Source organism: Rhodococcus sp. 14-1411-2a (genome assembly GCF_002259485.1).
Classification (GTDB): domain Bacteria; phylum Actinomycetota; class Actinomycetes; order Mycobacteriales; family Mycobacteriaceae; genus Rhodococcoides.
In genome coordinates this window covers 349,791-371,328 of record NZ_NPGA01000020.1, presented here as the reverse complement: position 1 = coordinate 371,328, position 21,538 = coordinate 349,791, and the positions used below count along the sequence as shown (strand labels likewise).

The 21,538-nt window shown below is 66.5% G+C and carries 19 protein-coding genes; 18 read left to right on the top strand and 1 reads right to left on the bottom strand.

Translation table 11 applies throughout. From position 1 onward, the window contains the following. Positions 1-65: 65 nt before the first annotated feature. From CH291_RS22660 to aroB, 12 genes are all read left to right on the top strand, one after another. Positions 66-2,597: a circularly permuted type 2 ATP-grasp protein gene (locus tag CH291_RS22660; RefSeq protein ID WP_373455162.1), complete on the top strand. Its 2,532-nt coding sequence runs from the start codon at positions 66-68 to the stop codon at positions 2,595-2,597. Further along, positions 2,597-3,496 (top strand): transglutaminase family protein, encoded by a 900-nt coding sequence (locus tag CH291_RS22655; protein ID WP_094688709.1) that lies wholly within the window; start codon positions 2,597-2,599, stop codon positions 3,494-3,496. The genes CH291_RS22660 and CH291_RS22655 overlap by 1 nt, the downstream gene beginning before the upstream one ends. 155 nt (positions 3,497-3,651) lie before the next feature. Beyond that, positions 3,652-4,821 (top strand): kinase, encoded by a 1,170-nt coding sequence (locus tag CH291_RS22650; RefSeq protein ID WP_094688708.1) that lies wholly within the window; start codon positions 3,652-3,654, stop codon positions 4,819-4,821. A gap of 148 nt (positions 4,822-4,969) precedes the next feature. Beyond that, positions 4,970-6,277, top strand: coding sequence for a replication-associated recombination protein A (locus CH291_RS22645; RefSeq protein WP_256980971.1), 1,308 nt, complete (start codon positions 4,970-4,972; stop codon positions 6,275-6,277). 43 nt (positions 6,278-6,320) lie between these two features. Then, positions 6,321-8,990: an alanine--tRNA ligase gene (alaS, locus tag CH291_RS22640; RefSeq protein ID WP_094688707.1), complete on the top strand. Its 2,670-nt coding sequence runs from the start codon at positions 6,321-6,323 to the stop codon at positions 8,988-8,990. Positions 8,991-8,995: 5 nt separating this feature from the next. Continuing rightward, on the top strand, positions 8,996-9,526 hold the full coding sequence (gene ruvX, locus CH291_RS22635) for a Holliday junction resolvase RuvX (RefSeq protein WP_068050567.1): 531 nt from the start codon (positions 8,996-8,998) through the stop codon (positions 9,524-9,526). Next, entirely contained in the window at positions 9,523-10,929 is a 1,407-nt protein-coding gene (locus tag CH291_RS22630; protein WP_094688706.1) for an endolytic transglycosylase MltG, read from the top strand. Before ruvX ends, CH291_RS22630 begins: the two co-directional genes overlap by 4 nt. Next, positions 10,904-11,743 carry a shikimate dehydrogenase gene (locus CH291_RS22625; protein ID WP_373455152.1) on the top strand — a complete coding sequence of 280 codons (840 nt, stop codon included), beginning with the start codon at positions 10,904-10,906 and terminating at the stop codon, positions 11,741-11,743. Before CH291_RS22630 ends, CH291_RS22625 begins: the two co-directional genes overlap by 26 nt. Before the next feature lie 137 nt (positions 11,744-11,880). After that, complete coding sequence (locus tag CH291_RS22620; RefSeq protein ID WP_256980949.1) at positions 11,881-12,453, top strand: prepilin peptidase; 573 nt, start codon at positions 11,881-11,883, stop codon at positions 12,451-12,453. A gap of 12 nt (positions 12,454-12,465) precedes the next feature. Further along, the gene (aroC, locus tag CH291_RS22615; protein ID WP_094641913.1) at positions 12,466-13,653 is read left to right on the top strand and encodes a chorismate synthase; all 1,188 of its coding nucleotides are present in this window, start codon (positions 12,466-12,468) and stop codon (positions 13,651-13,653) included. After that, a complete protein-coding gene (locus CH291_RS22610; RefSeq protein WP_068050563.1) occupies positions 13,650-14,201 on the top strand; it encodes a shikimate kinase in 552 nt (183 codons plus the stop codon). The genes aroC and CH291_RS22610 overlap by 4 nt, the downstream gene beginning before the upstream one ends. Positions 14,202-14,215: 14 nt before the next feature. Beyond that, the gene (aroB, locus tag CH291_RS22605) at positions 14,216-15,328 is read left to right on the top strand and encodes a 3-dehydroquinate synthase (RefSeq protein WP_068050562.1); all 1,113 of its coding nucleotides are present in this window, start codon (positions 14,216-14,218) and stop codon (positions 15,326-15,328) included. Between the two features lie 89 nt (positions 15,329-15,417). Here the strand turns inward: aroB and CH291_RS22600 are convergent, their stop codons facing one another. Then, positions 15,418-16,077 carry a B-4DMT family transporter gene (locus CH291_RS22600; RefSeq protein ID WP_094688704.1) on the bottom strand — a complete coding sequence of 220 codons (660 nt, stop codon included), beginning with the start codon at positions 16,075-16,077 and terminating at the stop codon, positions 15,418-15,420. Between the two features lie 106 nt (positions 16,078-16,183). On the opposite strand from CH291_RS22600, the gene CH291_RS22595 reads away from it, so the two are divergent. From CH291_RS22595 to CH291_RS22570, 6 genes are all read left to right on the top strand, one after another. Further along, positions 16,184-17,287, top strand: coding sequence for a M24 family metallopeptidase (locus tag CH291_RS22595; RefSeq protein WP_094688703.1), 1,104 nt, complete (start codon positions 16,184-16,186; stop codon positions 17,285-17,287). A 77-nt stretch (positions 17,288-17,364) separates the two neighbouring features. After that, positions 17,365-17,928 carry an elongation factor P gene (gene efp / locus CH291_RS22590; protein ID WP_027496978.1) on the top strand — a complete coding sequence of 188 codons (564 nt, stop codon included), beginning with the start codon at positions 17,365-17,367 and terminating at the stop codon, positions 17,926-17,928. 1 nt (position 17,929) lies between these two features. After that, entirely contained in the window at positions 17,930-18,484 is a 555-nt protein-coding gene (nusB, locus tag CH291_RS22585; RefSeq protein WP_094641906.1) for a transcription antitermination factor NusB, read from the top strand. A gap of 139 nt (positions 18,485-18,623) precedes the next feature. Continuing rightward, positions 18,624-19,211, top strand: coding sequence for a bifunctional pyr operon transcriptional regulator/uracil phosphoribosyltransferase PyrR (gene pyrR / locus CH291_RS22580; RefSeq protein ID WP_094641904.1), 588 nt, complete (start codon positions 18,624-18,626; stop codon positions 19,209-19,211). Further along, positions 19,208-20,221, top strand: a complete 1,014-nt coding sequence (locus CH291_RS22575; protein WP_094688702.1) for an aspartate carbamoyltransferase catalytic subunit — start codon at positions 19,208-19,210, stop codon at positions 20,219-20,221. Before pyrR ends, CH291_RS22575 begins: the two co-directional genes overlap by 4 nt. Then, positions 20,218-21,534, top strand: coding sequence for a dihydroorotase (locus CH291_RS22570; protein WP_094688701.1), 1,317 nt, complete (start codon positions 20,218-20,220; stop codon positions 21,532-21,534). Before CH291_RS22575 ends, CH291_RS22570 begins: the two co-directional genes overlap by 4 nt. Positions 21,535-21,538: the final 4 nt, after the last annotated feature.

The following is a 21,538-nucleotide window of genomic DNA, read 5'->3' as shown; positions in this document are numbered from 1 at the left end:
CGCCGTGGCTCGCGTATCGCGGTCGGCGTGAGGCTGTGACCGGTCGTGTCGATCGGTTCGACGAGATGCTCGATGCCGACGACGCCGTCCGTCCGCATTGGGCGGAATTAATCGACGGTATGCGCGAGGCCGGCTCGGGTGCCATGCAGACGTTGCAGTCGCGGGTGAGCCGTCTGGTCGACGACCACGGCATCACGTACAACCCGATTCCGTCGGGTGGCAGCGAGGCGTTGCCCAGTGCTGTTCGGTGGGGGTTGGACAGTGTTCCGTTGGTCGTCGCGGCCGACGAGTGGGACCGTCTGGAAGCAGGTTTGGTTCAGCGGTCGATGTTGCTCGATGCGATGCTCACCGACATCTACGGTGCTCAGGAAACCGTTCGTCGGGGGTTGATTCCGCCGGAGTTGGTCTTCGGCAACCCGGGCTATCTGCGGACGGCGCATGCGATCACCGTTCCGGGGCCGCATCAGCTGTTCATGCATGCCGCCGATGTCGCCCGAGGTTCCGACGGCGAATTCCGGGTCGTCGCCGACCGCACGCAGGCACCGTCGGGAGTGGGGTACGCGCTCGCCGATCGGCGGGTGATGTCGCGCGCGATGCCGGAGTTGTTCCAGGCCAGCAATCCCAGGCCGCTGTCCACGTTCGCTCGGGCGGTTCGTCTGGCGCTTCGCGATGCGGCACCCGCATCGGCCGAGAATCCGGTCGTGGTGGTGCTCAGTCCCGGTTCGCATTCCGAGACGGCATTCGATCAGGCTTATCTCGCAACGGTTCTCGGCTTTCCGCTCGTGGAGAATGCCGATCTCGTGGTCCGCGACGGCTGTCTGTGGATGCGGTCGCTCGGCAAGTTGCGCCGGGTCGATGTGGTGCTGCGCCGAGTCGACGCCGAGTTCGCCGACCCACTCGATCTGCGCCCGGATTCGCATCTGGGAGTCGTCGGTCTGGTCGAAGTGCTGCGGCGTGGGGCCGTGAGCGTCGTGAACACTCTCGGTAGTGGTGTCCTCGAGAACCCGGCTCTTCTTCCGTTGCTTCCGGCGTTGAGCCGTGCCCTGCTGGACGAGGATCTGATTCTCGGTTCGGTACAGACCTATTGGGGTGGCGACCCGGATCAGCTCTCGCACATCGGAAGCCGGATGCGTTCGCTGGTGCTGCGCTCGACCACCTCACGTCGCACGGTGGTGGGGCACGATCTCACCGACGTCGCCGCGGAGGAGCTGTGGAAGCGAATTCTCGCCGAGCCATGGAAGTGGACCGGGCAGGAAGTCCCCGAGTTCTCGTTGGCTCCGGTCGGTTCGTCGATCGACGGCGGCTCGGGTTCGCAGTTGTCGGTGGCACCGGCGCAGGTGGGGATGCGGCTGTTCACGGTTGCCCAGCGGGGCGGGTACACGCCGATGCGCGGCGGCCTGGGGCAGGTGGTGCTCACCGCACCGGTCACCGAACCGCTCATCACAGTGGCGTCGAAGGACGTATGGGTCAAGTCGGTGGAACGGGTCACCCCGGCGGACTCCGCTCCGCACACCCCGCCCGCCACGGTGGAGGAGTTGCCGCAGTACGCCGCGTCCAACGTCGATGTCGTCAGTTCCCCGCGTGTGCTCGGCGACCTGTTCTGGTTCGGCCGCTACAGCGAGCGTGCCGAGGACATGACTCGACTGCTCATCGCCGCGCGCGAACGCAATCAGGACTACCGCTCGATGCCGTGGCTCGAAGGCAGCGAGAGTCTGCCGATCCTTCTCGAAGCGGTCACGAAGGTCTCGCGCACCTGGCCGGGATTCCTCGACGAGAAGAACCGCGGTGATGCGAGCGTGGAAATGCGCTCGCTGATGCTCTCCACGGGACGTCTGGGTTCGCTGGCCCAATCGGTGGATCGGATGCAGCAAGCGGCGCGCGCGGTGCGCGACCAGCTCTCGAACGACACCTGGGCGGTGCTGAATCGCATCGACACCGCGCTCGAGGAGCTGGCCGAGTCGCCGGTTCACAACGGCGCGCAACTGGCGTCGTCGCAGTCGAGTGTGCTGCGCGGGTTGCTTGCGCTGGCCGGCTTGGCATCGGAATCGATGGTGCGAGACGCGGGCTGGTACCTGATGGATGCAGGCAAACGGATCGAGCGTGGTCTGCAGCTGACTGCGCTGCTCTCGGCCACGCTGAGTCACGCTCTCACGCCGTCCACCGAACAAGCGGTCATCGATTCGGTGCTGTCCGCGGCCGAGTCCTCGGTGATCTACCGCAGACGCAACAGCGGGCGCGCGCGTCCGGCTGCCGTCGCGCAACTGTTGTTGTTCGACGAGGGCAATCCGCGAGCGTTGGTCTACCAGCTCGATCGGCTTCGGGACGACCTGGGTTCGTTGCCCGACGCCTCGGGTACGTCGCGGCCCGAGCAGCTCGTCGAGCAGATGCGGGTGCGGTTGCGGCGCGTTGACCCGGGCGATCTGGAATCGGTCGATGCGAACGGCAGGCGAGTGGAGTTGCTCGAGCTGGTGGACGGCATCCACGACTCGCTGGAGGAATTGTCCCGCGTCGTCCTCGCCACGCACATGTCGTTGCCCGGTGGCACGCAGCCGCTGTGGGGCAGCGCCAACATCCGAACTGCGAACGGAGTGCGGTGATGAGTCGTCGGTACCGAATCAAGCACATCACCACCTACACGTATTCCGACCGCGTGACCTCGTCCTACGGGCGCGGATTCCTCGCGCCGCGCGACATGGACGGGCAGCACTGTCTGGAGAAGTCGGTCACGGTGGAGCCGGCTCCCACCGATCAATCCTTCGGCGTGGACGTCTACGGCAACGAGGACGTGTACTTCCACGTCACGCACGACCACGAGAAGCTGGTGGTCACGGCGGATTCGCTGGTGGAGGTCTATCCTCGTCCGGCGGACGAGACGACCTCGTGGCCGGCGACGGCATCCTGGGAGTCGGCTCGGATGGCGCTGTTCGATGCGAGCGTGCCTGCGGATCCGGCCCGCGCGTCGGCCGTGGAGTTCGCTCTCGATCTGCCGACTCCGGAGATCACCGACGAGGTGCGCGCCTACGCGGCCCCCAGCTTCTGGCCCGGTCGTCCTCTCGCGGACGTCGTCGTAGATCTGACGCATCGGATCTTCACCGATTTTCGCTATCTGTCCGGCTCGACGACGGTCTCGACCACCGTTGTCGACGTCCTCGCCGCGAGGTCGGGAGTGTGTCAGGACTTCGCTCGCCTTGCGATCGCGTGCTTGCGGTCCCAGGGTCTGGCGGCCCGGTACGTGTCGGGATACCTCGCAACCGAACCTCCGCCCGGCAAGGAACGGATGATCGGTGTCGACGCGACCCACGCGTGGGCTGCGGTGTGGATGCCGAACGATCGGTGGCTCGCGTTCGATCCCACCAACGATCAGCTGGTCGACGAGCGATACGCGACCGTGGCGTGGGGACGCGATTACGCCGACGTGCCTCCCCTGCGCGGAGTGATCTACACCGAAGCGGAGGAGAGCACCATCGCCGTATCGGTGGACGTTGCACCGGAGTAGCGAACCCGGCATAATTCGGTGGCTCGGGGGTAACCGACCATCTGGTCGAATCTACGAATGCAACGTGCGAAAAGCCGCAAAACGGACAATCGTTTCCCATTCGTAGTCACCGAGACGGCACAGCAGAACACACCGAACGGGTAGCTTGGATATCGATGACCGCAACACTGGCAGACCCTGTATCAGAGGTAGTAGCAGCAGCCCAGCGACTCCTCACCAAACGCACCGGAGCTCCGGTGACGTTGATCGACCCGGTGAATCTGGGGGGTAGCGGTCAAGCGATCGTGTTGCGAGTCAGAGTGTCCGAGAACCCGTTTCAGCTGCCCCGCACCCTGGTGATCAAGCAGGTCCGGGAGCTGCCCGCCGAATCGGAACTGCATGCCGAGCTCGCCGACATCTCCGGTTCCAGCGCCTTCCTGCGCGAGGCGGCGTCGTACCAGTTCGCCAACGCTCTGGCCACGGACAGCAGGCCCGGACCCGAGCTGCACGCGTACGACCTCGACGCGAGGTTGCTGGTGCTCAGCGATCTCGGCGACGCCAGTCCCATCACTGCTCTGCTGCGCAACTCGGACGAAGCCGCGGTGACCAATTCCCTGATGGCCATGGCGCAGGCGCTCGGCCGCATGCACGCCGCCACCGTCGGCCGTGAGGACGACTTCGCTGCTCTGCTGCGACGGGTGGGACAACCCGACTCCACCGACGGGATCTCCGCCCAGATACCCGACGCGCTCGCCGAGGTCTCCGGCTTGCTGACCGATCTCCTCGGCGTCGGAACGACTCCGGATGCCATTCTCGATCGCGTCTCTCGCAGCGGACGGCTGTTCGCGCACGGAGCCTTCCGCGCCTTCAGCCCGTCAGACCTGTGTCCCGACAACATCATCGTCAACGACGAAGGCGTGCGGTTCCTCGACTACGAGTGGGGCGGATTTCGTGACGCCACCCTCGACATCACCTACGCGTTGGCGTCGTTCCCCGGTTGCCTGTGCAGCTTCGAGCTCTCACACGATCGCGAGCAGGCGATGATCGACGCGTGGCGCTCGGAAGTGGTGGGGATATGGCCAGCGTTGGCCGACGACACCACGCTGGCGAGCAAGATTCTCGACGCGCGTCTGATCTGGGTGTGGCTGAGCACCTACTGGTTCCTGCCCGACGACCACACTCGCATCGCAGCGGCGCGTGCTCACCACCTGTCGGTTCCGCGGTCGCAGGCACTGATCTCGCGGTGGACGACGCTGGCAGACAGTGCCGCGCGCGTCGGTGAGACCGACATCGCCGACTACGCGACGTCGGTCGCCACCGCTCTGCGCACCAAGTGGGAGCGCTGAGGAAGACGTCGTTCGCGCATCCGCCGGTCGCATCGGTAGCGTTCGACGGGTGAGCGGCGGCATCGGTAGTGACTTCTCCGGCGGGGACATCTCGGGAAGCGACGAGTTGGGCGACGGACTGTTCGACGCGCCTGCGCCCCCGGAGGCGATGATCGCCGAGTCCCGTCCCACGTCCACCTACGTCAGGCCCGACGCACCTCTGGCGGTGCGTATGCGTCCGACGAGCCTCGACGAGGTGGTGGGGCAGTCTCATCTGTTGGCTCCGGGCGCACCGCTGCGCCGGCTGGTCGAGGGCTCCGGTGCGTCCTCGGTGATGCTCTACGGTCCACCGGGAACCGGTAAGACGACGCTGGCGTCGCTGATCTCGGGGGCTACCGGACGCAAGTTCGAGGCGCTGTCGGCTCTCTCGGCCGGTGTCAAGGAAGTACGCAACGTCATCGAACTCGCGCGCCGCCGACTGCTCTCGGGCGAGCAGACGGTGCTGTTCATCGACGAGGTGCACCGATTCTCCAAGACGCAGCAGGATGCACTGCTCGCTGCCGTCGAGAATCGGATCGTGTTGTTGGTGGCTGCGACCACGGAGAACCCGTCGTTCTCGGTGGTGTCGCCGCTGCTGTCCCGGTCGTTGGTTCTGCAGTTGCAGCCGCTGGCATCCGAGGACATCGAGTTGTTGCTCACTCGCGCCGCCAACGATCCGCGCGGACTGGACGGTGCGGTGACCATCGCCGACGACGCGATGGATCACCTGGTGCGTCTCGCTGCCGGCGACGCCCGACGGGCGTTGACGGCACTCGAGGCGGCAGCGGGCGCTGCAACCGACGGGATGCTCGACCTCGCGACGGTCGAGTCCAGTGTCGACAAGGCCGCCGTGCGTTACGACCGCGACGGAGATCAGCACTACGACGTCATCAGCGCGTTCATCAAGTCGATCAGAGGGTCCGACGTCGACGCCGCCCTGCACTATCTTGCGCGGATGATCACGGCAGGCGAGGACGCGCGGTTCATCGCGAGACGTCTCGTGGTGCACGCCAGCGAGGACATCGGGATGGCCGACCCCACGGCACTGCAGACCGCGACGGCCGCTGCCAGCGCCGTGCAGATGATCGGTATGCCCGAGGCACGGTTGGCGCTGGCGCAGGCGACGATTCATCTGGCCACTGCGCCCAAATCCGGTGCCGTGATCGGCGCACTCGGTGCTGCCATGGCCGACGTGTCTGCAGGCAAGTCGGGATCGGTGCCGCCGCATCTGCGCGACGGCCACTACAAGGGAGCTCAAGGGCTGGGGAACGCCGTCGGGTATCGGTACCCGCACAGCAGTCCTGGCGGCGTACTGGGGCAGCAGTATCCGCCGGACGAACTGGTGGGCGTGAACTACTACGAGCCCACCGAGCACGGTGCCGAGCGGGAAATCGCGACCAGGGTCGGGAAACTGCGCCGCATCATCCGAGGCCGATAGGCCCTCGAGTCGGTGCGGGGTCCGACGACGCTAACCTGTATCCGTGCAGACCCATGAGATCCGCAGGCGTTTCCTCGACCATTTCGTGAAGGCGGGACACACCGAAGTACCCAGTGCGTCGTTGATCCTCGACGACCCCAATCTGCTGTTCGTCAATGCGGGCATGGTTCCGTTCGTGCCGTTCTTCCTCGGTCAGCAGACACCGCCGTACAAGACGGCGACGAGCGTCCAGAAGTGCGTGCGCACGCTCGACATCGAGAACGTCGGTATCACCACCCGCCACAACACGTTCTTCCAGATGGCAGGAAACTTCTCGTTCGGCGACTACTTCAAGCGAGACGCCATTCGGCACGCCTGGTCTCTGTTGACCGACAGCGTCGAGGACGGCGGATACGGGTTCGATCCCGAGCGCATCTGGGCCACCGCGTATCTCGACGACGACGAGGCGATCGAGCTTTGGAAGGAGATCGCAGGCCTGCCCGACGAGCGAATTCAGCGCCGAGGAATGGCCGACAACTACTGGTCCATGGGCATTCCCGGACCCTGTGGCCCGTGCTCGGAGATCTACTACGACCGAGGACCCGAGTTCGGTGCCGAGGGCGGTCCCGAGGCCGACGAGGATCGGTACATCGAGATCTGGAACCTCGTGTTCATGCAGAACGAACGCGGCAAGGGAATCAGCAAGGACGACTTCGAGATCCTCGGTCCGCTGCCGAAGCAGAACATCGACACCGGCATGGGCGTCGAGCGCGTCGCCTTCCTGCTGCAGGGCGTGGACAACGTCTACGAGACCGACCTCGTCCGACCGGTGATCGCCAAGGCCGAGGAACTCTCGGGACGCGCCTACGGTGCCAACCACGACGACGACGTGCGTTTCCGAGTCATCGCCGATCACGCCCGGACCGCCGCGCTGCTGATCTCCGACGGAGTCAATCCCGGCAACGACGGTCGCGGCTACGTGCTGCGCCGATTGCTGCGCCGCATCGTCCGATCGGCACGCCTGCTCGGCGCACCCGACGAGACCATGGCGCAGTTCGTCACCGTCGTACGAGACACGATGGCCGAGTCGTACCCGAATCTGGTCACCGACTTCGATCGCATTCTGACCGTCGCAGTGGGGGAGGAAACGGCGTTCCTCAAGACCCTGACCTCGGGTTCGCGGCTGTTCGAGGGAGCGGCGGAGGCAGTCAAGGCGTCGGGCGCGAAGAAGATCGGCGGTGCCGAGGCATTCGCGCTGCACGACACCTATGGTTTCCCGATCGATCTGACGCTCGAGATGGCCGCCGAGGCCGGCCTGTCGGTGGACGAGGACGGTTTCCGCTCGCTGATGGCCGAGCAGCGCAACCGGGCCAAGGACGACGCCCGTGCCCGCAAGCACGCACACGCAGACCTCACGGTCTACAAGGATTTCGTCGACGGTTCGCCGACCGAGTTCACCGGATTCGACGAACTCGGCTCCGAGGCCACGGTATTGGCCCTGATCTCGAACGGCGTCCGCGTACCGACCGCGGTTGCGGGAGACTCGGTGGAGATCATCCTCGACCGCAGCCCGCTCTACGCCGAGTCCGGTGGCCAGATCGCCGACATCGGCACGATCACTGCACCCGGCCTCGGCGTCAAGGTCAACGACGTGCAGAAGATCGCCAAGAAGCTCTGGACGCACAAGTCGGTGGTCGAGTCGGGTCAGATCACCGAGGGCGACACCGTGCACGTCGACGTCGACCACGCGTGGCGTAAGGGCGCGACTCAGGGCCACTCGGGTACCCACATGGTGCACGCGGCACTGCGACAGGTGCTCGGGCCGAACGCGACACAGGCCGGATCGCTCAACAAGCCCGGCTACCTTCGGTTCGACTTCTCGTGGCAGGGAGCGCTCTCGGAGGCGCAGCGCGACGACATCGAGAACGTCGCCAACGACGCGGTGGGCTCGGACTTCGCGGTCAACACCATGGTCACCGACCTCGACAGTGCCAAGAAGATGGGCGCCATGGCCCTGTTCGGTGAGAACTACGGCGACGAAGTGCGCGTCGTCGAGATCGGCGGACCGTTCTCGATGGAACTGTGCGGTGGTACGCACGTGCAGCACTCGTCGCAGATCGGCCCGGTCACCATTCTCGGTGAATCGTCCGTGGGCTCGGGAGTACGCCGAGTCGAAGCCTTCGTCGGCCTCGACTCGTACCGCTATCTCGCCAAGGAACGCGCGCTGCTGGCCGGCATCGCGTCCTCGCTGAAGGTGCCGTCCGAGGAGGTTCCGGCCCGCATCGAGACCCTGGTAGAGCGTCTGCGCGTCGCGGAGAAGGAACTCGACGCCGTCAAGGCCGCCGCAGTGCTGGCCTCGGCAGGGGAGTTCGTCGGCAGGGCCGAGCGATTCGGCGACGTGCGAGCGGTCATCGCGCAGGCACCGGACGGCGTCGGCGGCAACGACTTGCGCACCTTGGTCACCGATATCCGAGGCCGGCTGGGCGCGGATCCGGCCGTGGTGGTGCTGTTCGGCACCGTGAACGGCAAGGTCCCGTTCGTGGTCTCGACCAACAAGGCAGCTCAGGATGCAGGCATCGCGGCAGGCGATCTGGTGGCGGCCTTCGGTCCGAGTATCGGTGGCCGAGGCGGCGGCAAGCCCGAGTTGGCTCAGGGTTCGGGATCGGACCTCGCCGGAATTCCAGCCGGTATCGACGCAGCCCGGGCTCGATTGACCGAACTCACCACCCACTGACGATCGTGGTAGCTCAGGGGCGCGGCCCCGATCGGCCAGGAGTCGACGATCCCGGCCGCGGCCGTCGTATCGGCATCGACGTCGGCAGTGTGCGCATCGGTATCGCCTCGAGCGATCCCGACGGTGTACTCGCCACGCCGGTCGAGACCGTGCCGCGATCGAAGATCAAGGGTCCCGACGCCCCGGACGTGGCGCGGGTGGCGGAGATCGTCGCCGAATACGAGGCCGTCGAGATCGTCATCGGGCTTCCTCGGACGCTGCGCGGAGAGCGCGGCAACGCCGTCGACGCAGCCGAGAAATTCGGCCGCTCCCTGCACCGGCGACTGGGTGATGTGCCGATTCGGATGGCCGACGAGCGACTGACTACCGTGAGTGCATCGCGCGCGCTACGGGACAGTGGAGTGCGAGCCAAGAACCAACGATCGGTGATCGATCAGGCTGCGGCGGTCGCGATACTGCAGGGCTGGCTCGACGAGCGCCGTGCCGTATCGGATCGTGCAGCGAACAATTCAGGATCGACGGAGGTCGACGAGTGAACTACGAAGGGTCCGATCGGGACCGGCGAGATGCGCGCTCGGACGAGGCGCACACCGACCCGATCGGCTATCGCGTGGACGAGGGCAGCGAGTTCCACCGCGCTGTGCACGGCCCGCCGCAGCATCAGGAGCCGCATCCCCGGTCCTCTCGTGACGCAGATCGGGAGCACGAGGCCGAGCGCGGAGCGTTGCCACAGGAGGTCGGCCGCAGCCGTGCCGCGACCCGGAAGGACCGAGCTGCCTCCAGCCGCAAGCGCCGCGGCCGCCTGATCGCTCTGGTACTCGGGCTCGTACTGGTCGTGGCAGTCGCGGGAGGAGCGTATTTCGCGGTGAACAAGTTCGGCAATCGCACGACACCGAACGCCGACTTCACCGCGGGCTCACCGGGGGACGGCGTGGTGATTCAGGTTCATCCCAACGACACCGCGCAACAGATCGGTACCCAGGCAGCGGACAAGGGTGTGGTCGCCAGTTCGGGAGCCTTCCTCGAAGCGGCGCTCCTGAACAACGCCATCACCTCGGTTCAACCCGGTTTCTATCTGCTCGCCAGCAACGTGCCTGCCTCGCAGGCCGTGAACGAACTCGTCGACCCCGCGTCCCGGGTGGGCAACATGGTGATCTCGGAGGGCCGTCAGCTGCACGACGCGCGCGACGTGAACACCGGTGCCGTCAAGAAGGGCATCTACACCCTGATCTCCGAGGCCAGCTGCGTGGACCGAACCGGCAGTGGAACCCCCACCTGCGTGAGCTACGACGACCTCAACGTGGCCGGAGCCGTGGACGACCCGGCCGCCTTGGGCGTGCCCGACTGGGCCACCGATCGCGTCGAGGGAGTCCCGGACCGCGATCGCCAGCTCGAAGGCCTGATCGCCGCAGGAACCTGGGACTTCGATCCCAGCGCGGCTCCGACCGACATTCTGAAGCAGCTGGTGTCCGAGAGCGCGACCCGCTACGAGGACACCGGAATCCTCACCGCGGGTGCCAACTCCGGGCTGACTCCGTACGACACCCTCGTCGCTGCGTCGCTCGTCGAGCGGGAGTCGCTGCCGCAGGACTTCAGCAAGGTGGCCCGGGTGATCCTCAATCGGCTCGCGGTGCCGCAGAAGCTCGAGTTCGACTCGACGGTCAACTACTCGCTCGACACGACCGAGGTGGCCACCACCGACGCCGATCGCGCCCGCGTCACACCGTGGAACACCTATGCCAGCGAAGGGCTGCCGGCAACTCCGATCTCCTCGCCGAGTATCGGTGCGGTGCAGGCGGTCGAGATGCCCGCCGACGGTGACTGGCTGTACTTCGTGACCATCAACCAGGCGGGCGAAACCCTGTTCACCCGCAGCTACGAGGAACACCTGGCCAACATCACCAAGGTCGAGGGTGGCTTCCTCGACAGCGGCCGCTGACGTGCGCGCCGCTGTACTCGGAAGCCCTGTCGAACACTCGAAGTCGCCGGTGCTGCACTGTGCCGCGTACCGCGCGCTCGGCCTCGCCGACTGGACGTACGAGCGCATCGACTGCACCGGTGAGCAGTTGCCCGGCCTGCTCGACGGTTTCGGCCCCGAATGGGTCGGCGTGTCGGTCACCATGCCGGGCAAGGTCGCGGCTCTGGCGTACGCGACCGAGCGCACCGCGCGGGCAGTTCTGGCCGGCTCGGCGAACACCCTGGTGCGCACCGAGTCGGGCTGGCGCGCCGATTGCACGGACGTCGATGGGATAGTCGGTGCACTGCGCGACGCCGGAATCGAGGACCTGTCCGGTCGCACCGTGACGGTGGTCGGCGCAGGAGGAACGTCGAGGCCGGCGATCGTGGCGCTGGCCGGACTCGGAGCGACTGCGGTCACTGTCGTCGCGCGGTCGGCCGACCGCGCCCGAGACACACTGGACTGCGCCGTCGCCGCGGGGATGCGCGCGGAATTCGCGGACATGACCTACCCTCGGCTCGCCACCGTCGCAGCGGAGTCCGCTGTGCTCGTCAGCACCGTGCCCGCGGCCGGGGCTGCGGACATCGCGTCGGATCTCGCCCAGGCGCCCCTGGTCCTCGACGCAATCTACGATCCCTGGCCGACGCCCCTGGCAACTGCCGTGGACGAGGCCGGTGGAACCGTCATCAGCGGATTGTCGATGCTGCTCAATCAGGCGTACGGGCAGGTGGAGCAGTTCACCGGCAGGCCCGCGCCGCGAGCGGTCATGCGGGACGCACTGTTCACCGCGTTGTGAGTTCGAGCCGGCAGTAGTCCACGGGCCGGAGTAGTCCACGGGCCGGAGTAGTCCACAGGCCCCGAGTTGTGCACAGGGCAATGTTCCACCTGGGCTTTCGTCACAGTCGATCGCTGCCGTGGTGCAAGCCTTCGGTCATGATTGTCGTGTGTGGTGCGGTCGTGGTCGGTGCCGTTGTGGGGCTGACGATGCGCCGATGTTTGGTCCGATGGAGTCCTCGGCTCCTGCCGCTGCTGTCTGCGATCGGTACCGGATGGGTCTGGTGGCGTTTCGGCGGTACCGAGTACGCGGTTCCGTTGTGCGTGACGACGTGGTGGTTCGCCGCACTCAGCGCGGTCGACCTGCAGCGACGCCGGTTGCCGAACGCCTTGACCGTCCCCGGGGCGGTCGTGGTGACGATCGCGCTCGTGTTCACCGGTTCGCCGGGGGCACTGCTGGGCGGTGCTCTGTTGTTCGCGATCTACCTCGTCGTTCACCTCCTCGCGCCCGCGGCATTCGGAGCGGGGGACGTCAAACTCGCCTGGTCGGTCGGCTCGATCGCGTCCGTCGGCGGCGGGGGAGGATGGGCGATCGCCGCGCTGTCGGCACCGGTGGCAACTGCCGTGGTGGGGTCGATCGCCGCGGCGTTGGGGCACCGGCGAGCCCGCATCCCGCACGGCCCGTCCATGTGCGCGGCCACCCTGCTGGCATCCGCGGCGTCCCTGGCGTGAAAAGATGTTCGAGTGCTGCGCTGGATAACTGCCGGAGAATCCCACGGACCCGCTCTCGTCGCCATTCTCGAAGGAATGGTCGCGGGAGTAGAGGTGACCTCGGACGACATTGCCTCTCAACTTGCTCGCCGTCGCCTCGGCTACGGCCGAGGTGCCCGCATGAAGTTCGAGGCCGACAAAGTGACCCTCACCGGTGGTGTCCGACACGGACGCACGATGGGTGGTCCGGTCGCGATCGAGGTCGGCAACACCGAGTGGCCCAAGTGGGAGCAGGTGATGTCGGCCGATCCCGTCGACGAGGCAGTGCTCGCGGATCTCGCGCGCAACTCCCCGTTGACGCGGCCGCGGCCCGGCCACGCCGACTTCTCCGGGATGCTCAAGTACGGCTTCGACGACGCTCGCCCGGTGCTCGAGCGCGCCAGCGCGCGTGAGACAGCCGCCCGGGTCGCCATCGGCACCGTCGCCCGCCTGTTCCTGAAGCAGGCGTTCGGAGTGGATGTCGTGTCCCACGTGATCTCCATCGGGGCATCCGACCCCTATGTCGGGCCGCCGCCCGCAGGCGCGGACCTCGACGCGATCGACGCATCTCCGGTTCGCGCCTTCGACAAGGCCGCCGAAGAATCGATGATCGCCGAGATCGAAGCAGCGAAGAAGGACGGTGACACCCTCGGCGGCGTCGTCGAGGTCGTGGTGCACGGTCTGCCCGTCGGCCTCGGGTCGTTCGTCTCCGGAGAACGCAAGCTCGACGCAAGACTCGCCGCGGCCCTGATGGGAATCCAGGCCATCAAGGGGGTCGAGATCGGGGATGGCTTCGAGACCGCGCGTCGACGCGGAAGCGTCGCTCACGACGAGATCAAGCCCGGTCCGGACGGTGTGTTGCGCTCGACCAACCGGGCAGGCGGCATCGAGGGCGGTATGACCAACGGTGAGGCACTGCGAGTGCGGGCGGCGATGAAGCCCATCTCGACGGTTCCGCGCGCGTTGGCAACGGTCGACATGACGACCGGCGACGAGGCGGTGGCCATTCATCAGCGCTCGGATGTCTGCGCTGTTCCTGCTGCCGGTGTCGTGGCCGAGACGATGGTCGCCCTGGTCGTCGCGCAGGCAGCGTTGGAGAAGTTCGGTGGGGACTCGCTGGCGGAGACGACGAGCAACGTCGACCACTACGTGAAGGGCACCGCCGCCCGACCTCCACGATGACCCCGTACGCGGTCCTCGTCGGACCGCCGGGAGCAGGCAAGTCGACGATCGGTCGGCGGCTGGCACAGGCTCTCGACCTGGACCTGTTCGACACCGATGTGGCCATCGAGCGAGACACCGGTCGTACGATCGCCGATATCTTCTCGCACGACGGCGAGCCGGCCTTCCGGCAGATCGAGGAGCGGATAGTCGCCGGTGCTCTGGCCTCGCACGACGGGATCGTCTCCCTCGGTGGTGGTGCTGTGCTGTCGCCCGCGACCCGCGCCCTGCTGTCCGGGCATACCGTGGTGTACCTGGAAATCAGTGTGGCCGAAGGGCTTCGGCGTACCGGTGCGAACACGGTTCGGCCGTTGCTCGCCGGTCCTGATCCGCGTGCGAAGTACCAGGAACTGATGCGTCATCGGCGACCTCTCTATCGATCGGTGGCCACGGTGCGCGTGCGTACCGACAGTCGCAGCCCCGCTCGGGTCGTGGGCCAGTTGGTGTCGAAGCTGACCGCCATCGCCCCTGTTCCCGGGCGCGATGCGAACGAGAAAAACCCCCAGTAGATGAAGGTGATTCGATGACAGAGCCAGTGCGCGTCCAGGTCGAGACTGCCAACCCGTACCCGGTGATCATCGGCCGAGGTCTGTTGACGGATCTCGTCGACCAGCTCGCCGGAACGGCCACCGTGGCGATCTTCCACCAGCCTCCGCTGGCAGAGACCGCGGAAGCAGTGCGAGCGGCGTTGGCGGACAAGGGAATCGACGCTCATCGCATCGAGATTCCGGACGCCGAGGACGGCAAGGATCTGGCCGTGGCCGGGTTCTGCTGGGAGGTCCTCGGCCGAATCGGTCTCACTCGCAGCGACGCCATCGTCAGCCTGGGCGGCGGAGCGGCGACGGACCTGGCCGGATTCGTGGCCGCGACCTGGATGCGCGGAGTTCGTATCGTCCACGTCCCGACGACGCTGCTGGCCATGGTCGACGCGGCCGTGGGCGGCAAGACCGGCATCAATACCGATGCCGGCAAGAACCTCGTCGGCTCCTTCCACGAACCGGCTGCCGTGTTGATCGATCTGGCGACCCTGGAGACCGTGCCGAAGAACGAGATCGTGTCGGGCCTGGCCGAGGTGATCAAGACCGGATTCATCGCCGATCCGAAGATTCTGGACATCATCGAAGCCGATCCTGCCGCGGCGCTGGATCCGACCGGCGACGTGCTCCCGGAGCTGATTCGGCGCTCGGTCGAGGTCAAGGCGAAGGTCGTGGCGGCAGATCTGCGTGAGTCGAACCTGCGCGAGATCCTGAACTACGGGCACACGCTCGCGCACGCCATCGAGCGGCGGGAGCAGTACCGGTGGCGTCACGGTGCCGCGGTGTCGGTCGGTCTGGTGTTCGCGGCCGAGCTGGGACGTCTGGCCGGACGCCTGGACGACGCCACTGCCGACCGCCACCGTTCGATTCTCGAATCGGTCGGATTGCCGGTCACCTACGACGAGTATGCGTTCTCGGATCTGCTCAAGGGCATGCAGACGGACAAGAAGAACCGGGCCGGGCTGCTGCGGTTCGTGGTTCTGGACGGTTTGGCCAAGCCCGGACGGCTCGAAGGTCCGGATCCGGCACTGCTCGTCGCTGCATTCTCCGCGGTCGGCCGCGAGGCCCCGGCCGCAGGTGGGTCGGCCATCATGTTGTGACGCCGTCGGCCCGTCTCGGGGCCTGACGACAACGGGCGGTGATCGACGCTTACAGCGTCGATCACCGCCCGTAGGTCGATGTAGGGGAGTCAGGAACCGTCGGCGCTGCCGTGGCGGCCGCGCTTGTCGAGCCGCGGCTTGCCGTCCGCGTCCACTGCCGAGAACACCTCGGTGTCGGCGTCGCCGTGCTCGGGAGCCCACTGCGTTTCGGTCCGCGTGGGTTCGGTCCGCGTCGCCTCTGCCTGACCCGAACGGTTCTCCTGGCCGGCGTTGACCAGCTGGCGGTCGTGCGCACGTTCGGCGTCCGAGGTGGCCAACTTCTTCTTGGCCTCGCGGTTGACGATCTGTCGTCCCACGAACACCGCGACGCTGGCACCGATGAAGATGGTGAGAATCGTGAACGCGGCTCCGGACGTGAGCTCGAAGACCAGACCGTTCTGACCCAGGCTGAAGTCGACGAAGAAGTCGACGATCCAGCTCAGGAGACCACCGAGGAGTCCACCGACCACAGCGGCTTTGAGCCAGACCATGGTGAGGTCCTCGCCGTCCTCGGGGTCGGGATGCTTGCGCCGGTCGCGGATTCCATCGATGCCGGCCCACACGATGATGACGAGCAGCACGAGGGCGTATGCCACCCAGCGCAGTGCCGATCCGCTCAGCGGCCACATCGACACTGCTGCCCCCAGCAGCAGTCGGACGACGACGTTGACCAATCCCATACTTATGCCACGCACTGCCCACCCAGTCATGCGGCACAGCATATCCGCACGTCGAAGTTTGTGTGTCGGGGCCCACAAGTTCGACGAGCCGGTCGAGGGAGGGGGAGCCTGTGGGGCGACCGGTAATGTCGGGCTCATGCCTGCCGATTTCGGTGCCCGTCGTGGTGCCCTACGAGAACTGTTGGCCGCCGACGGACTCGATTCGATGCTGATCACCGATCTTCTCAACGTGCGATATCTGACTGGATTCACCGGGTCCAACGCCGCGCTACTGGTCTCGGTGGCCGATTCGGCCGGTGACGAGGATCGGACGGTCATCTGCACCGACGGTCGGTACGTCACTCAGGTGGCCGAGCAGGTGCCGGATCTTCGGGCCGAGATCGACCGGGCGTCGGCGATACACCTGCTTCGATCGGGCGTGTCGGGTAGCGGCGGCCGGATCGGTTTCGAGAGTCACGTGGTGACCGTCGACGCCCATCGCGCGTGGTCCGAGCTCGACGGTGCTGCGGAGTTGGTCCGCGCACCGGGTGTCGTGGAGTCCTTGCGCATGGTCAAGGACGAGTTCGAGGTGGGGTTGCTCCGGGACGCCTGCCGCGCCGCCGACGAGGCCCTGGCTCGATTGATCGGTGGAGGCGGCATCCGGGCAGGCCGGACCGAGCGTGAGGTGGCCCGCGAGCTGGAATCGGCGATGCTCGACCACGGTGCCGATGCGATCTCGTTCGAGACCATCGTTGCGGCGGGTGCCAACTCGGCGGTCCCGCACCACCGGCCCACCGATGCGGTGTTGGCCGACGGCGACTTCGTCAAGCTCGACTTCGGTGCACTCGTCGGCGGCTACCACTCGGACATGACTCGAACCTTCGCCATCGGTAGTCCCGCGCAGTGGCAGCGCGATCTGTACGAGCTGGTGCAGCGGTCGCAGACTGCCGGTCGCGACGCCCTGGCACCGGGAGTGACCACCGCCTCGGTCGACGCCGCGTCACGCTCGGTGATCGAGGACGCAGGGTACGGGGAGTACTTCCTCCACGGGCTCGGCCATGGCGTCGGCCTGGAAATCCACGAAGCGCCGGGAATCGCGAAGACGAGCACCGGTACACTGCTGAGCGGTGCAGCGGTCACCGTCGAGCCGGGTGTCTACTTCTCCGGTCGCGGCGGCGTTCGGATCGAGGACACACTCGTCGTTCGCGACGGGGGTCCGGAACTGCTCACCCTGACAAGCAAGGAACTCACGTCCGTCTAGCGCGCGGGCGGGAGCGAATCCAAGCCCGTGACCGACGGCGCGTCACGCGCACAAACGATTGAGGAGACGCGAAGCAAGTGGCTTCCACCAGCGATTTCAAGAACGGACTGGTTCTCAACCTGGAGAACCAGCTGTGGTCGATCATCGAATTCCAGCACGTCAAGCCAGGTAAGGGACCCGCATTCGTGCGGACCAAGCTCAAGAACGTGCTCTCGGGCAAGGTCGTCGACAAGACGTTCAACGCCGGTGTGAAGGTCGAGACCGCAACGGTCGACCGCCGCGACATGACGTACCTCTACCACGACGGCAGCGACTACGTGTTCATGGACGCCGACACATACGACCAGCTCTCGATCGGTGAGGCCACCGTCGGTGACGGCGCACGCTTCCTGCTCGAGAACCTCCGCGTTCAGGTCGCCATGCACGAGGGCGTTCCGCTGTACGTCGAGCTTCCCGTCACCGTCGAGCTCGAGGTCAAGCACACCGATCCCGGCCTGCAGGGCGATCGCTCCACCGGCGGCACCAAGCCGGCGACCCTCGAGACCGGAGCCGAGATCTCGGTGCCGCTGTTCATCAACACCGGCGACAAGCTCAAGGTCGACTCGCGTGACGGAAACTACCTCGGGCGTGTGAACTCCTAACGTGTCATCGAAGAAGTCGACGTCCTCCGCCTCGCAGAACGGTGCTCCCGGTGCGAAGAAGCTGGGTGCGCGTCACAAGGCCCGCAAGCGGGCGGTGGATTTCTTGTTCGAGGCGGAGGCGCGCAACGTCGACCCGGTGAACCTGACCACCGAGCGCATCGAACTCGCACGCGGCGACGACACCATCGCTCCCGTCAGTGATTACACCTCGACCTTGGTCGAGGGCGTAGCCGAGAATCTCGATCGCCTAGACGGCGTGATCGCCGATCACCTCAAGGACTGGACGCTCACCCGTCTGCCTGCGGTGGACAGGGCGATCCTGCGCGTCGCCGTCTGGGAGTTGTTCCACGCCACCGACGTGCCACCGGTCGTCGCCGTCGACGAAGCCGTCGAGCTGGCCAAACAGCTCTCCACCGACGATTCGCCCGGCTTCGTCAACGGCGTGCTGGGTCAGATCGTCCTGGTCGCGCCGCAGGTACGCGCCGCGGCCGCGGCCGTCTCGAGCCGTACCCAGTCCGATGCGTCCGGTGAAGCGTCGGTCGACGCCGAGCAGTGATCGCACGGTCGACGCACGTGTGACCGAACGCTCTGCGAGCCTGCTGGTCTCGGTTCGCAGAGCGTTGCTAGGCTCTACGCAGTTGTTGTCAGACATCCTTTAACGATCCGTCCAGAGAGGCGGAGAAGGAGGTCGTAGTTTGCCTGCGCCCGAAAGCTCGTCCGCGAACCCCGCCGTTCGTGAATTGCTGTCCTCGGCCGATGTGGGACGCACCATCTCCCGCATGGCCCATCAGATCATCGAGAAGACGGCCCTCGACGCTGCGGACTCGCCGCGCGTGGTGCTACTGGGCATCCCCACACGTGGGACCACGCTGGCGGAACGGCTCGCAGAACGTATCGAGGCATTTTCGGGCGTGCGGCCTCCGCTCGGGTCCCTCGACATCACTCTCTACCGCGACGATCTGCGGAACAAGCCGCACCGACCACTCGAGCGCACCTCGGTGCCCACAGGCGGCGTCGACGACGCGCTGGTCGTACTGGTCGACGACGTACTGTTCTCCGGGCGAACCGTACGGTCCGCGCTCGACGCACTGCGTGACCTCGGTCGCCCCCGTGCGGTGCAGCTGGCGGTCCTCATCGACCGCGGCCATCGCGAACTTCCACTTCGTGCGGACTACGTCGGCAAGAACGTCCCCACAGCGCGCACCGAGGACGTGTCGGTGCTGCTCTCCGAACACGACGGCCGCGACGGGGTCAGCCTGTCCGAGGGAGGATCCGCTCGATGAAGCACTTGCTCTCGGTCGCCGACCTGACGGCCGAATCGGCCACCGAGATCCTCGACGAAGCCGAACGATTCGAGCAGGCGCTTCTCGGCCGCGAGGTCAAGAAACTACCGACACTGCGCGGACGCACCATCATGACGGTGTTCTTCGAGAACTCGACGCGCACCCGCGTCTCGTTCGAGGTCGCAGGCAAGTGGATGAGCGCCGATGTCATCAACGTCAGCGCCAGCAGCTCGTCGGTGTCGAAGGGGGAGTCGCTCCGCCACACCGCGATGACGTTGCGCGCCGCCGGAGCCGACGCGCTCATCGTCCGACACCCGGCATCGGGTGCTGCGCATCAGATCGCTCAATGGACCGCCGATCAGGGAACTGGCCTCGACGGTCGTTCCGCAGGCTCCACTCCTGGCCTCGATGGTCGTTCCGCAGGCTCCACTCCTGGTGGCGGCCCGGCGGTGATCAATGCCGGTGACGGTACCCACGAACATCCCACCCAGGCGCTGCTCGACGCCCTGACGGTTCGCCAACGACTCGGGGACATCGCCGGCCGTCGGGTGGCGATCGTCGGCGACATCCTGCACAGCCGGGTGGCGCGCTCGAATGCGATCCTGCTGGCCACGCTCGGTGCCGAGGTGGTGCTGATCGCACCACCGACGCTGCTGCCCGTCGGAGTGACCGGCTGGCCGGTGCGGGTCTCGCACGACCTCGACGCCGAACTGCCCGGTCTGGACGCGGTGCTGATGCTCAGGGTGCAGGCCGAGCGAATGAACGGCGGGTTCTTCCCCTCCGCTCGTGAGTACTCGATCACGTACGGGCTCTCGCAGCGCCGCCTCGACCTGCTGCCCGAGCACGCCGTCGTCCTGCACCCGGGTCCGATGCTTCGCGGTATGGAGATCGCGTCCTCGGTGGCCGATTCTCCGAGAACTGCAGTTCTGCAACAGGTTACGAATGGAGTTCACGTGCGGATGGCGGTGCTGTTCCGATTGCTGGTCGGTTCGGACGGGGGTGCATCGTGAACGCACCTGCGACCTCCGTCCTGCTCCGCGGCGTGCTGCTGTACGGCGAGGGCCCAGAGACCGACGTTCTGATCTCCGGCGAAGAGATCGCCGGAATCGGTGCGGACCTCGACGCCGACGGTGCCGAGGTGGTCGATGCCCGCGGCCAGATTCTGCTGCCCGGGTTCGTCGACATGCACACGCACCTGCGCGAGCCCGGCCGCGAGGACACCGAAACGATCGAATCCGGTTCGGCGGCAGCGGCTCTGGGTGGCTACACCGCGGTGTTCGCGATGGCGAACACCGATCCGGTTGCCGACTCGGTGGTGGTCACCGATCACGTGTGGCGTCGAGGACAGGAAGTGGGCCTCGTCGACGTCCACCCGGTCGGTGCGATCACGGTCGGTTTGAAGGGAAAGCAGCTCGCCGAGATGGCCACGATGGCAGCGGGAATCGGCCGGGTGAAGATGTTCTCGGACGACGGCCACTGCGTCGACGATCCACTGATCATGCGTCGGGCATTGGAATACTCGAGTTCGCTCGGTGTCCTCATCGCTCAGCACGCCGAGGAGCCCAGGCTCACCGTCGGTGCCGTCGCCCACGAGGGCCCCACTGCGGCGCGGCTCGGACTGGCCGGTTGGCCACGCGCGGCAGAAGAATCGATCGTCGCGCGCGACGCCCTGCTGGCCCGTGACGCGGGTGCGCGGGTGCACATCTGCCACGCGTCCACCGCGGGAACCGTCGAGCTGATGAAATGGGCACGCGGACAGGGTATTTTGATCACTGCCGAGGTCACCCCGCATCACCTGCTGCTGGACGATTCGCGGCTCGAGACGTACGACGCGATCAACAAGGTGAACCCGCCGCTACGCGAGAAGTCCGATGTCGACGCCCTGCGCAGAGGCCTGGCCGACGGTGTGATCGATTGTGTGGCAACCGATCACGCGCCGCATGCCGAACAGGACAAGTGCTGTGAGTTCTCGATCGCCCGTCCCGGGATGCTCGGGCTCGAAACCGCACTGTCGATCGTCGTCGACACGATGGTGACCCCGGGCCTGCTCGATTGGCGCGGCGTGGCGCGGGTGATGAGCGAGCGTCCTGCCGAAATCGTCGGACTGGTTGATCAGGGACGGCCCATCGAGGTCGGTGAGATCGCCAATCTGACGCTGGTGGATGCGAATTCGAGCTGGACGGTCTCGGGCGAGAAGCTGGCCAGTGTCGCACACAACACGCCGTTCGAGGACATGACCTTCTCCTCGAAGGTGACCACGACGGTGTTGCGCGGACGAATCACCGCTCGCGACGGAGTCGTGGCGAACAGAGCGGGAGAGTAGAGCC

Coding starts and splice junctions, on each gene's coding strand:
- CH291_RS22660 (WP_373455162.1), top strand. CDS start 66: ATGCTCGATGCCGACGACGCCGTCCGTCCGCATTGGGCGGAATTAATC.
- CH291_RS22655 (WP_094688709.1), top strand. CDS start 2,597: ATGAGTCGTCGGTACCGAATCAAGCACATCACCACCTACACGTATTCC.
- CH291_RS22650 (WP_094688708.1), top strand. CDS start 3,652: ATGACCGCAACACTGGCAGACCCTGTATCAGAGGTAGTAGCAGCAGCC.
- CH291_RS22645 (WP_256980971.1), top strand. CDS start 4,970: ATGATCGCCGAGTCCCGTCCCACGTCCACCTACGTCAGGCCCGACGCA.
- CH291_RS22620 (WP_256980949.1), top strand. CDS start 11,881: ATGATTGTCGTGTGTGGTGCGGTCGTGGTCGGTGCCGTTGTGGGGCTG.
- CH291_RS22610 (WP_068050563.1), top strand. CDS start 13,650: ATGACCCCGTACGCGGTCCTCGTCGGACCGCCGGGAGCAGGCAAGTCG.
- aroB (WP_068050562.1), top strand. CDS start 14,216: ATGACAGAGCCAGTGCGCGTCCAGGTCGAGACTGCCAACCCGTACCCG.
- CH291_RS22600 (WP_094688704.1), bottom strand. CDS start 16,077: ATGACTGGGTGGGCAGTGCGTGGCATAAGTATGGGATTGGTCAACGTC.
- CH291_RS22595 (WP_094688703.1), top strand. CDS start 16,184: ATGCCTGCCGATTTCGGTGCCCGTCGTGGTGCCCTACGAGAACTGTTG.
- CH291_RS22575 (WP_094688702.1), top strand. CDS start 19,208: ATGAAGCACTTGCTCTCGGTCGCCGACCTGACGGCCGAATCGGCCACC.